The organism is Vibrio sp. CDRSL-10 TSBA, from assembly GCA_039696685.1.
Classification (GTDB): Bacteria; Pseudomonadota; Gammaproteobacteria; order Enterobacterales; family Vibrionaceae; genus Vibrio.
In genome coordinates this window covers 1,128,769-1,140,696 of record CP155565.1, presented here as the reverse complement: position 1 = coordinate 1,140,696, position 11,928 = coordinate 1,128,769, and the positions used below count along the sequence as shown (strand labels likewise).

9 protein-coding genes and 3 pseudogenes are annotated in these 11,928 nt (G+C 49.1%); 4 read left to right on the top strand and 8 right to left on the bottom strand.

Features of this window, described 5'->3' with window-relative positions:
• Positions 1-16: 16 nt before the first annotated feature.
• The 3 genes and pseudogenes from ABDK09_05640 to ABDK09_05630 form a co-directional block, all read right to left on the bottom strand.
• A complete protein-coding gene (locus tag ABDK09_05640) occupies positions 17-295 on the bottom strand; it encodes a DUF4432 family protein (protein XAW87673.1) in 279 nt (92 codons plus the stop codon).
• A gap of 52 nt (positions 296-347) precedes the next feature.
• Positions 348-1,247, bottom strand: coding sequence for a DUF4432 family protein (locus ABDK09_05635; GenBank protein ID XAW87672.1), 900 nt, complete (start codon positions 1,245-1,247; stop codon positions 348-350).
• 247 nt (positions 1,248-1,494) lie between these two features.
• A pseudogene (locus ABDK09_05630) lies at positions 1,495-2,869 on the bottom strand (PLP-dependent aminotransferase family protein).
• A 108-nt stretch (positions 2,870-2,977) separates the two neighbouring features.
• On the opposite strand from ABDK09_05630, the pseudogene ABDK09_05625 reads away from it, so the two are divergent.
• A pseudogene (locus ABDK09_05625) lies at positions 2,978-3,875 on the top strand (EamA family transporter).
• Between the two features lie 269 nt (positions 3,876-4,144).
• Here the strand turns inward: ABDK09_05625 and rarD are convergent.
• Positions 4,145-5,065: an EamA family transporter RarD gene (rarD, locus tag ABDK09_05620; protein ID XAW87671.1), complete on the bottom strand. Its 921-nt coding sequence runs from the start codon at positions 5,063-5,065 to the stop codon at positions 4,145-4,147.
• A gap of 110 nt (positions 5,066-5,175) precedes the next feature.
• On the opposite strand from rarD, the gene ABDK09_05615 reads away from it, so the two are divergent.
• Complete coding sequence (locus tag ABDK09_05615) at positions 5,176-5,643, top strand: Lrp/AsnC family transcriptional regulator (GenBank protein ID XAW87670.1); 468 nt, start codon at positions 5,176-5,178, stop codon at positions 5,641-5,643.
• Between the two features lie 256 nt (positions 5,644-5,899).
• On the opposite strand, the gene ABDK09_05610 is transcribed toward ABDK09_05615, so the two are convergent.
• From ABDK09_05610 to ABDK09_05600, 3 genes and pseudogenes are all read right to left on the bottom strand, one after another.
• Entirely contained in the window at positions 5,900-6,850 is a 951-nt protein-coding gene (locus ABDK09_05610) for a malate:quinone oxidoreductase (GenBank protein XAW87669.1), read from the bottom strand.
• Positions 6,825-7,505: a malate:quinone oxidoreductase gene (locus ABDK09_05605; GenBank protein ID XAW87668.1), complete on the bottom strand. Its 681-nt coding sequence runs from the start codon at positions 7,503-7,505 to the stop codon at positions 6,825-6,827. Before ABDK09_05605 ends, ABDK09_05610 begins: the two co-directional genes overlap by 26 nt.
• 612 nt (positions 7,506-8,117) lie before the next feature.
• Positions 8,118-9,150 (bottom strand): annotated as a pseudogene (locus ABDK09_05600) (AraC family transcriptional regulator).
• Between the two features lie 223 nt (positions 9,151-9,373).
• Between ABDK09_05600 and ABDK09_05595 the strand changes: the two are divergent.
• Both ABDK09_05595 and ABDK09_05590 read left to right on the top strand, forming a co-directional pair.
• Positions 9,374-9,718, top strand: coding sequence for a DUF805 domain-containing protein (locus tag ABDK09_05595; GenBank protein XAW87667.1), 345 nt, complete (start codon positions 9,374-9,376; stop codon positions 9,716-9,718).
• A 9-nt stretch (positions 9,719-9,727) separates the two neighbouring features.
• Entirely contained in the window at positions 9,728-10,243 is a 516-nt protein-coding gene (locus ABDK09_05590) for a hypothetical protein (protein ID XAW87666.1), read from the top strand.
• Positions 10,244-10,314: 71 nt separating this feature from the next.
• Here ABDK09_05590 and ABDK09_05585 read toward each other — a convergent pair whose 3' ends face one another.
• Positions 10,315-11,925, bottom strand: a complete 1,611-nt coding sequence (locus ABDK09_05585; protein XAW87665.1) for a methyl-accepting chemotaxis protein — start codon at positions 11,923-11,925, stop codon at positions 10,315-10,317.
• Positions 11,926-11,928 lie beyond the last annotated feature (3 nt).

Sequence of the window (11,928 nt, the reverse complement as noted above, 5' to 3'; positions counted from 1 at the left end):
CCTGCTGGTGTGATGGCTAGTCGACTTTGCTTAAATCAACCAGTGGTTGCGCGGCCTGTTTGAGCGGTGTCTTGCCTTGAATATCCGCAACTTTGCTCAGAGCCTGAGATACTTCTGTGCTAGTGCGCAGCACAGTGTAGGTGAGGTCAAAGTGCTTGCTTTCACCAGCCTTAATCGTCGGGACGAGGCCGAGCGGACGCTGATATTTAGTGTTGTAGGCATAGCTGGTACCCGGTTCGATGCCAGTCACATAGCCTTGTTGCTCCGTGTCAGTGTTTTTCCATAACGTCAGCACCGGTAACTGAGTGACGTTATAGCCCAGAGCAACACCGCTGTCTCCGGCCTGATTATGCAGAAACGGCTAAGCTGTTGCCTTGTGCGTCACCAATTGGTTTGAGGTTAAACACCATTTCATCAAAGCCTTTGGTGGGTGCAAGATAGGTTTGCCACTCTTGCAGGCCGGCCTTGGCGTAGTCATTGAATGGTGAAATTTCGCTCGCTGCGGCAGTGATTTTCGCACCTTGTTCCAGGATAGGACGACCAAAGTTGGAGTGGTAGATGATTTGATATTCATCGTCATAGTCGGCTTTGTTGGTCAGCGTGTCATGTAAGGAGAAGCTGTTAGCTCCCGGAGTCACTTCCAGTTTAGTTAGAGTCACCAACTCGGCTTTTTTGAAAGTACGTTCAGAAACTTCGCCTTCAATCGTTATCTTGTGTGGCGCTGCGTCATCAATCGTCACTTTGACACTCGACGCTGGTGTGTTCTGGACCCGGCCATGCAGGCTCAGCAGTTGTCCGTTGTCATCCACACCTGGGTGGCCGGTCCATTCATAACCACAGCGCACCAGCATTTCATTAAATCCGTCCAGCCATCCCAGGCCGTTGCGACTTTCCAAATCGATAAAGGCCGGGTTCACCACTTCTTTGACTGGTGAATCCCAGCCAAGAATACGTTTACCCTGTCTTTTGACATTGAGGATCCCCATGCCACGGGTCGGGATCAGGGTAATGGTCAGTTCACCATTATTAACGATGAGCACCTCTACCCCTAGTTGTTTACCGCCATGCAGACGGCGTTTTTCTACTGAGAACGGGGTACTGCTTTGTAAGCCTAACGATTGGCTGCTTACCTGCCAGTCGCCGACATCTTCACCGCTGGCAGAATTGGTTAGCACAAACTCAGCTGCCTGAGTATTCATTGCGGATAAACTGAGCAGGATGGCAGCGTACGAAGCTTTGATTTTCATGTTCTTTCCTTATCTTTTGTCGTTATTTTTAATGACTGAATCGATTCAGCAAAAACATACGCCTGAACAAGGGAGAACAACAATGTGCAACTGATGGCAATGTGATCTTGCTGGCAGTGATACGCGAAGTGAAGCTAAATTTTGATTGCTGAATCAACTTCAGCAATTCTGCAGGATGAACTCTGTTCCTGTCGCACAATACAGATGTGAAACAAGGAACATTTTTTAATTTGCTGATAAATAAGGTTTATTCTATATGGTGTTCGATAAGCGTTATTAGTCGCTGGAGCTCTTGTTCAATATACTCGTCGAGAGCGAAGCCGATATTAATGCGCAGGCAGTCACGATAGCGGTCCGATTCGGTAAACCAGGGGCCGATACGTATATCCAGTCCTGACTGCTCAGCTGCAGTGCCCAGAGTCTGAGCATTCAGGTTAGGGACCTGAATCCAGAGCACTAATCCACCATCGGGTTGTGTCATTCTGCTGCCTGACGGCAAATGTTGGCTGAGATACTTCTGATAACACATTTTTTGCTGCTTAAGCTGCTGGCGCGCCCGCTTGAGATGGGGCGTGTAAGCACCACTGGCAATGAAATCCGCCAAGGCGTATTGGATCAGGGTTGGTACACCAAGGGCTCGTCGGCTGTAAGCTGACAAAAATCGTCCGGGGCGGCACCAACCAAGCCGATAGCTGGGAGACACGGTTTTTGAGACGGAACCACACCATAGAATGTAACCGCCTTGGTCATGATAACAGGCCGGCAGTGACGCTTGGCTGGAATGTGGCAGTTCAAAGTAGACATCATCTTCAATGACTGGCACCTGGTACTGATTGGCTAACTGCGCCAGCCTCTGTTTTTGTGCGTTGGAAAGGGTAATGCCCTGTGGGTTCATATGGGTGGTACAAAACAAGCCGGCTTGCACTTCATGCTGTTGTAGTTTGGTCTCAAACTGGTCTAAGTCAATCCCGTCTGGCAGTGAAGGAATCTCAAGCACGCGCAGGGAAAGCTGCGAAAGGAGATCCAGTAAGCCATTGTAGCAGGGTGAACTGACAGCAACGGTATCACCAGGTTGAGTACATACCTGCAGTGCATGGCGCACTGCATCCATACAACCGTGCGTAATAACCAGTTTCACGGCTACTGAGCGGGAAGCCACATTGGGTAAAGTGCTCGGCCAGTGCCAATCGTAAAACGGACTCGCCCTGAGGTTCGGGATAATAAGTGATACTGTCTGCAGCGCGTTTCATCGCGCGTCGCAAGCTACGCTCTAATGCCCGTTTTGTCGTGGGGTCTAATTGCAGGCGTGAGGTACCCAGCGGGCCGCAAGGGGAGAGTGTGCGCTGTCTGGTTACTGCCGGAGTGGCGACCTGGCTGTTGAACAGTTGCCAGTCTGGTGGAGGGGTGAGAGATCCTCGATGAGCAATAAAGAATCCCGACTGAGGACGGGCAATCAGCCAGCCTTGTGACTCAAGCTCTGCGTAGCAGCTGACGGCCGTTGAGACACTGATACCATGTTGTCTGGCGAATTGCCGTAGTGACAGCATGCGATCACCAGGATTGAGTTTGCCGGATTCGATGTCCTGAATGAATCTGGCGGCCAGCTGTTTGTATCGGCTCATGCGGTCATCACTTAAACTGTACTGGTTAAAATTACAAAAATTGTATCTGTACTGATTTTGTCTGGCAAGCGACACTGAAGCCTTGGCAAACAATGTGGAAAGATAACCATGCAGGGACGAGATTTGCTGCTCATCATGAGCGTCATGGCCATTTGGGGCTTCAACTTTTCTATGATTAAACTTGGCGTCAGCGAGTTAGACCCGCTTTTGATCGCCGCGGCTCGCTTCTTTTTCGCCACCTTCCCTGTCATCTTTTTTATTCGTCGACCGAATGTACGTTGGCGTTACCTGATGAGCTACGGTTTGGTGTTCGGGACTGGCATCTGGGGTATGGCGTCTTGCGCTATCACATTCGGCCTGTCATCTGGCATGGCCTCCGTACTGCTGCAAACGGATGTTCTGACCACGGTCCTGGTCGGGGTTCTGATCTATAAAGAGGTGATATCACCCCGCATGGCTGCGGGTATTTTGCTGGCCTTAGCCGGGCTTGTGGTGTCGATTATATACACCAACGGAAACGTGACCTGGAGTGGGGTGATGTTCATCATGATCTCTGCGGTGTGCTGGCCTTTGGCCGGGGTCATTGTTCGTCAGTCAGGAAACCCGGGCCGCTTTTGCATTCAATATCTGGGGGATGTTGTTTGCTCCTGTTCCATTGATTGTGCTCAGTTTGGCATTCAATGGCTGGGAAGGCGTTGTCGCAACCTATCAGCATTGGAGCACCAATGCCTGGATATCGGTCCTGTTCCAGGCGTACCCAACCACCTTATTTGGTTATTGGATATGGAACAAAATGGTCCTTAAATATCCAATGAGTCAATTGGCACCCATGACACTCATGGTGACTGTATTTGCGTTGCTGAGTGGGTATCTTATTTACGGTGAACAGTTGTCGGCCGCACAGTGGGTTTCGTGTAGTGCGTTTCTGATCGGAATTATACTGGTGCTGTATCCGCAGCCTTCTTCCCGTCCGGATAAAGCCGTACGTCTGCGCCCAAGTACGTGATAATGCCTGGATAAGCTGAAAATGAGGCTGGCTATGCGGGACAGGCTGAATGAGGCGATGATAAGGGACAGACGCCGTTATTTTTAGTCACCGTTAGTTTAAGTTGTTAAATTTCAGCAATTAAAATTGCTTCAACAACGGCGTGTGTCCTCTTTCTTGTTAACCCATAACAATGGTTACCAGGGGAAGGATTGGTGTCTGTCCTGTTTATTCTCAGCAGCCGGTGAATGCTTTTAGTTAACGCCTCGGATGTGAAGGGATTGATGTGGCTATGAATGGCCTGCTGCTTTGCTCAGGCTGCGTGTTTTTTTCAGCCCCAGAATACCCTCGGTAACCAATGCCATGACCGCCAGCCAAATCGCGATGTAGGTTGGCCACTCTTTAGGACTGATGGTCTCACCCAGCAATAGGGCCACCAAAAGCAGCATGACGGGCTCAACATAAATCAGTAAGCCAAACAGACTGAGGTTAAGGTGAGGTGCTGAAAGCGATTGAAACGCCAGCGCCATGGCACTGATGATACCGAGGCCGAATACCAGCCACAGCAGCTGATAGCTGGTGGTCAGGCTGGAGAGCACATCACCGCTGTGTATCAGACAATACAGGCTGAAAGGTACACTCAGTAGCATGTCAAACCAGACACCGCCGATACTGTTAGTATCTGTTTTCAGCCGCAGCCAGAAATAGACCGGGTAGCACAGGCAAATTGCCAGCGTAGGCCAGGCCAAGGTTTGAGAAATAATCAGTTGATTCAGAACCCCGATGACTGCAAAGCCGCATGCCAGTTGCTGTAAGCGTGACATTTTGTCGTTGAACGCTAACCGGCCGACGACCACCATGGTTATCGGCATAATGAAGTAGCCGAGTGATACGGCCAAACCATAGCCGTTTACCGGCGCCCACATAAACAGCCATAACTGCAGGCCGACCAGAAATGACGATAAGAGGCGCGTTGCCCAGAAATAGCGTTCATTGACGATACGGCGAATGATGGTGATCACTTGCGGCCAGTAACCACGCATCACAATAAACAGGGTCAGCAGAGGCAGGGTTAACACTATACGCCAGCCATAAATTTCCGTGCCTTCAACGTCTTTGAGCAAAGCGGTATACGCAAACATCAGGGCAAAAAATCCGGATGCGATGACGTTAAGTGTGACACCTAGCGTGGTATTGGTTTGAGTCTGCATAGTGAGGTCTGTGAATATTCGAGATGTGTATATTTTATTGCGTATTGCTTGATAAAGGTGCTCTAAATACATAGTGTTTACGAGAAATTTTCTCATGGATCGAGGTAAGCATGACATTGGACAAGTACGATTACTCGTTACTGCAGCAGTTGCAGCAAAACTGCCAAACTCCGTTGCGTGAACTGGCGGAAATGGTGCACCTGTCTACGGCATCCGTTCAGCGCCGAATCCAAAAACTCAAAGACAAAGGTTATATTCAGGCGAATGTTGCCCTGTTGGACCCGAATAAACTCAATCAGGTGATTACGATTCTGGTGGAAGTGCAGGCCGACAAGACCCACAGTGCTGATCTGCAACTATTAAAACAGAGTTTTTCCGGACCGGAAGTTCAGCAGTGTTATTACGTGACCGGAGAAGCCGACTTCATGTTGGTACTGCTGGTGCCCAACATGCAACGTTTTCAGCAAATCTGCGATAAATTATTTCACTCCAATCCTAACGTGAAATGGTTTCGCACTATAGTGGCACTGGATAGGGTGAAAGCGACATTGTCAGTGCCTATTGAAGCGATAGAATAAGCCTGAACATTTATAATTATTAACGTCCTACGCCGAATGTATTGGCGTGTGTCCCGTTTAATTTCCCCGCTTAATTGGTGGCGCTGGTTTTAATGATAAACACGTCTGTCCCGTTTATTTACAAAATCATGAAATATGTATGACTTGGAAGTGACGGTGTGGCGCAGTGCTGTTTATGAGCTGGGGAGCATCATCGTCACGATGCGGGATCAAAAATGCCGCCTGGTCGGGCGGCATTGGTCGAGTGAATAACAGTTTAAGCCTGAGTGGCGACGGCTTGCTGATTGTCCAGCACACTCTGAGTTTTCGCAGCGCGAATTTCCAGCAGATCATGCTCAAGTTGCAGCACCTGGCTGGTTTGCAGCAGAATTTGTTGGTTGAGTTCCGGATTGTCTTGCAGTGACTGACCGTAAGACGGGAACATATCTCTGATTTTACTCTGCCATTTATCGGAAGCCATTTGGTCGGCAAAACAGCGCTCCAGTAGTTCCAGCATTACAGAGGCTGAAACAGAAGCGCCCGGGGATGCGCCAAGCAGCGCAGTCAGGCTGCCATCTTCGGCGTGCACCAGCTCTGAGCCCAGATGGAGTTCACCGCCTTTACCCGGAACATTCTTGATAATTTGCACGCGTTGACCAGCCTGCCATAGGGTCCAGTCTTCAGCTTTAGCATTTGGGAAGAATTCACGTAATGCGTTAATACGGTCTTCATTGCTTTGTACTAGCTGACCGACTAAATATTTGACCAGGTCAAAACTTTTCAGGCCGACCTGAGTCATCGGCAATACATTTGACGGGCGTACGGAGCCAAACAGGTCCAGCAACGACCCCTTCTTAAGGAATTTACTGGAGAAGCTGGCAAATGGACCAAACAACACCACTTTTTTCCCATCGATGATACGCGTGTCCATATGCGGTACAGACATCGGTGGCGCACCGACGGCCGCTTTACCGTACACTTTGGCGCGGTGTTGATTGACTATATCCGGATTGTCGGAAACGATAAACTGGCCGCCGACCGGAAAACCCGCATAGGCACGGGCTTCAGGAATCCCTGATTTTTGCAACAGAGTAAGTGAAGCGCCGCCAGCACCAATAAACACATACTTGCTATGCACAGTGCGCGTGGTATTGGTGGTCAGATCTTTCACCGTTACTTTCCAGGTACCATCTTTCTGACGTTTAAGCGTGTGCACTTCGTGCTGCATGTTGAGCGCAAAGTTTTCGTTTCTGCTGGAGAATATCCACCATGTGATGGGTCAGGGCACCAAAGTTTACATCGGTACCAAAGCGTGAACGGGTCGCAGCGATTGGCTGATTTGGATCACGATTTTCCATCAGCAGTGGAGCCCAGGATTTGATCTGTTCACGATCTTCAGAGAAAACCATGCCGTCAAACAGCGGGCTAGTGCGCAGACGCTGATAACGTTTGCGCAAAAATTCTACGTTTTGCTCACCGGTCACAAAACTCATGTGAGGAACACTGTTGATGAAGGTAGCCGGGTCTTTAATCAAGCCTTCCAAGACCAAATATGCCCAGAACTGGCGTGATAGTTGGAATTGCTGGTAAATATTAGCAGCTTTGCCCATCTTGACTTCGCCGTCAGGCGTTTGAGGGGTGTAATTTGATTCCGCTAACGCTGAATGCCCGGTTCCTGCGTTATTCCAACCATTTGAGCTTTCCTGAGCAACTTCATCCAGACGCTCAAACATCTCGATAGTCCAGCTTGGCTCAAGCTGCTGGATAAAGGTTCCGAGCGTTGCGCTCATGATACCGCCACCGATAAGAACCACATCGACCAGTTTTTCAGACGTAGCAGAGCCGAACTGGTTGAATCCTTTTTGACCAGATACCTTCTTCATGGGACTTAAATCTCTCTCAATTGCAGATAATAACTACTCCGTTTATCCGCTCTGACCACTAGATAGCCGTCGTCCAATATTTTTTATTTGGGTTTTTATTGAACGGGGTGTTCTAGAACATCCTTTGGCTCCAGAGACAGACAACGTGCTTTAGTTGATGAGTTTGGTAACTAAACAACCAAAACAGTATAAGTGTTACACATTTTTGATGATTTTTTTAGCAAAAAAAACATAACTGACGCGAGAAAGTTTTTGTGATAACAATTATTTAACAATGGTGGTGCCGATATACTAGTAAAGGATAGCTAGGATGAATCATTAATAATTCAATCAATTGTATTAGTAAATGATGTAAAAAACCTACGGAATTTACCCTGGTTTCATTTGTGACGTTTATGTTAAAAGTAGGGTGTATGGATGGTGTTTTTATACATATACGTCCTGACTATATTGGCCCTACTCAATACGCAACAAAGTCAGGTAGCAAAAATGGCTCACAGCCCAATCTGGCGTAGGGGCAGATTTGGACTGCGATGAACCTTAAATAAGGGCGTCTGTCCTCGTTAATACTTGCTGATTGATGTTGGCGATTAGGCTGGGGCTCTTTGGCATCTATTCGGTTTGCATGGTGCGACGGAAGGTACTTGGTGTCTGTCCTGTGACGCGGCTGAATTCTCGGTTAAAGTTGGATTTGGTTTGAAAGCCGGAGCTGAGGTAAACCTGAGTAATACTCTCATCACTGTTTATCAGGCGCTGTTTGGCGTGTTCAATCCGATATTCATTCAACAGTTTGGAGATATTACGGCCGTGGATAAGATTGACTGCGGCTGAGATCTGTTTGGCCGGTATGGTCAGCTTTCGCGCTAGTCGGTCCAGAGTGAGATCCGGATCGAGATAAACGCGTTGGGTCTGCATCAACTCACCGAGCTTGTCTGTGATAGCTTGTGCATCACTCTCAGCTATCGCCGCGACCGTTTTTACTGTTGAGTCCGATGTGATATCGGCCTGACTGTGGTTATTGAGTTCGCTAGTCAGTGTACTGCGGCTGACCAGAAACCACGCTGATAGCCAGAACCGGCAATAATACGCTGTAACCCAATGCCAGGATATACATGGCATAGCGGCCAGAATTAAAACTGAAATCAACACTCAGCGCACCATCGATGCAGGCTGAAAACAGCAGCATGCAGCCTGCCAGTCGTTCCGCATAACGAACCTTTTCCAAATCAGATAAGCGTACCTGCAACGCCTCGGCACGTGATGAATAGATAAGCCGGATTCCATAGCCGATATAGAGCAGGGTCAGCATTAAGTCGAGTGGAGCATGCCAGTAGGGATAGCTGAGCGAGCCTAAAGTGATGCACAGCGGACCTGTCCAGTGCAACCATGAAAGTCGTCCGGTTTGATGAGCACGTCGGAAACAGTACCAAGCGGTCATCGGCACCAAAGAGGCGAAGATGGGTTGCAATAATCGAAACAGAGCTAAATCTATGCTCCAGCGCAGACCCACAATAGCAGTCGTTACTGCACATAAAGTCGCAAAACCGCTGGCCGGTTTGAAATCGTTATCCGGTTTGAACCATAGGATGATCGCAAGCAGCATCAATAGCATAGAGACGACAAACGGAAGTGGGATCGCGATCATCGGGGTTCCTTTTTTTCTTGGCACAATTAAATGAGTGCGAGTGCATAGTCTTGTTTGCGCTAGCCTACCTATTCCAGTCCCCAGAGTGAAGCTGAAAGGACCTAAAACCAGATTCAGGCAGACCTAAAACCGGTTCGAGGACGCGGATAAGATGTTTTACCGCGACAGTAACAAGGGCTGCGATATCTGCGCAGGCCTCTTCCCTGAACTAAGGAGTGAAAATATGAAATGGTACTGGCTGACTTGGCAGCACGGACTGGATTTTTCCGGCCGTGTTTCGCGCCACGCTTACTGGGCGTTTTTTGTCATCAACCTAATCGTGAGTCTGGTGCTGATTGCGGTTGATATTAACCAAGCTTCAATCTGGTCGGCTTGGCTGGAAATCGGTTACAGCGTTGCAAGCTTTTTACCACTGCTTGCTCTGACCGTACGTCGCTTGCATGACAGTGGCTACAGCGGTTGGTGGAGCCTGGTGTTTTTAGTGCCTGCTGTTGGTGCGCTGATTTTACTAGTACTGATGTTGCTGCCTGGCGAGAAGCAGGCTAATCAGTATGGTCTGACATCATAAGGAGTAGGTATGAAGCGATGGATTAGTGCTCTGCTGGGCGGATGTTTCATGTTGGCTAGTATAAGCGTTTGGTCGGACAGTAGATTGGAAGTGATGAATCACTTACCTGATAAATTAGAGGGTATGGTGATCATACCTGAGGCAACCCAAGGGCATCTGCTGTATTTACATGGCCTGGCCGGAGAAGGGCGGTATCTGACCCGCAATGAGCAGGGGCAGCCGTGTATGCTTGCGCCGGTGCATCTGATCGCCGGCAGTATTAGTCAGGGGGAGATAGGTATTGTTGATAATGGCCCGATTATCTTAAAAATCCATAATCCGACTCTGGCGCGTCAGATCAGAGAAGGAAAGCAGATCGAAAGTCAACAATCGGCTGATATCGAGATTGTCAGTGGTTTGGATAGTGGGATGCATTTCATTATTAACCCGCGCCGACGCTGGACGTCTTGGTTACGTGGAGGTGAGTATCATCCGAAATGTACGGTGATTACAGGTCATTCCATGGAGACTGCAGGACTGACGTAAAGACTGATAATCGGTGGTCAATATCACTGCAGCCATCAGGCAGTGATATTGACTCCGGTGGTAGTAGCGGCTTAATGGCGGCTGAACGTGGTTGAAAGATCCGTCAGACGTGCTGCATCCTGCTTAATATTGACAATGCTGCTTTCAATATCGGCGACACTGTGTTGTGACTGTTCGGTGACCTGATGAATCGCCGCTATGCTGTCGGTGTGAAGCTGACAGGTGCTGGACAGCTCTTCCATTGCAGTGGCTATCTGCCCGGACATCTGATTAATTTCACCCAGCAGGGTGCCGATGTTAAGGGTTGATTCCAGGCTTTGGGTACTGTGATCGACGCAGGTGGTGACGCCATCCAGACACTGGTTCATTTCTCTGACGGCCACCTTCGAAGTGCGTTGCAGCGTGTCAATCAGGGTTTTAATCTCTATGGTCGAATGCTGAGTACTGGAGGCCAGGGAGCGGACTTCATCCGCTACTACGGCAAAGGCTCGTCCCTGTTCGCCCGCCCGGGCTGCTTCGATCGCTGCGTTAAGTGCCAGCAGGTTGGTCTGATCGGCAATGCCTTCAATGCTGTTGACCATGTTGGTGATAGCGGTAACGCTGTCTTCAAGTGAGGTGATGCTGCTTGCCGCTTGCTTGAGGGTCTGTGCGACCTCGTGGGTTGTTTGCTGGGTCTGTTTCGCGGCATCGGAGGAGACGTTCAGTAACTGATGAATATCATGCGCATTATGCGACAGAGTTGAGGTATTTTCGGCCGCATCATGTGAGGTGCTGTTCATCTGGTTAAGAGCCACCGATAAGGCATCAATTTGCACCAGTTGGTGTTCTACCCCGCGTTTGGTACCGTGACTGACCTGTTGCAGGTTGTCGACACTGGCATAAATGGTATCTGAAATTCCTTTCAGTTCATCAACCATGGTCTGGATTTTAGCGAGAAAGCCGTTCATTGAATTTTGGATCGAGCCTATTTCATCCTGACGCCCTTCATCAAAGCGAAAATTGAGATTGGCTTTACCTGAATTGAGCGATTTAAACAGCTCTTCCAGGTGATCGAGCGGCTTAATCAGGGTATGGCGCAAAAACAGCACGAAACCAAGCAACAGCAAAATAAATACGCCGGTATTAATTTTCGACACTAATGTCGCGCGTTCGGTGTATTGGGCAATATGCTGTTCAGATTCGCTATCCAGCGTGATGGCATGCTGCTCAATACTGTTCATCGCATCGACCATCGCCGTCGCTGCTGCATCAAATTCTCCCATCTTAGGATTGCCCAGTGCCGGCCCGCCTTCTATGTAGGCGTGTGCCATGCTTTGACCTTGTTGGTAGTAATGGTCCAGCGTCTGGCGGAACTGGCGCAGCTCGTCTTGCTTGTTGGGCAATAACTCAGTCAGGGTCACCAGCTTTTGTCTGGCTTCGCTAACGTATTGCTCGGCCAGACTGAATCCGTCATCCAGTCCGTCCTGAGCCCGTGTGGCACTGATATCGGTCAGCCACTGCTGAATCTGAATAATATCCAGTTTTAACGTGTTGACAGATTGCAGGATCGGATTGACCTGAGTCTGCTGATATTGGGTCTGGTTGGAAACCTGATTCAACAGCAGGTTACTGTATATCGATGTTCCGATCAGTACCGCCGATAACAGTCCGGTCGCAATCGTGTTTTTAAGTGCGATTCGCATGGG

Coding starts and splice junctions, on each gene's coding strand:
- ABDK09_05635 (XAW87672.1), bottom strand. CDS start 1,247: ATGAAAATCAAAGCTTCGTACGCTGCCATCCTGCTCAGTTTATCCGCA.
- rarD (XAW87671.1), bottom strand. CDS start 5,065: ATGCAGACTCAAACCAATACCACGCTAGGTGTCACACTTAACGTCATC.
- ABDK09_05615 (XAW87670.1), top strand. CDS start 5,176: ATGACATTGGACAAGTACGATTACTCGTTACTGCAGCAGTTGCAGCAA.
- ABDK09_05610 (XAW87669.1), bottom strand. CDS start 6,850: ATGCAGCACGAAGTGCACACGCTTAAACGTCAGAAAGATGGTACCTGG.
- ABDK09_05605 (XAW87668.1), bottom strand. CDS start 7,505: ATGAAGAAGGTATCTGGTCAAAAAGGATTCAACCAGTTCGGCTCTGCT.
- ABDK09_05595 (XAW87667.1), top strand. CDS start 9,374: ATGAAATGGTACTGGCTGACTTGGCAGCACGGACTGGATTTTTCCGGC.
- ABDK09_05590 (XAW87666.1), top strand. CDS start 9,728: ATGAAGCGATGGATTAGTGCTCTGCTGGGCGGATGTTTCATGTTGGCT.
- ABDK09_05585 (XAW87665.1), bottom strand. CDS start 11,925: ATGCGAATCGCACTTAAAAACACGATTGCGACCGGACTGTTATCGGCG.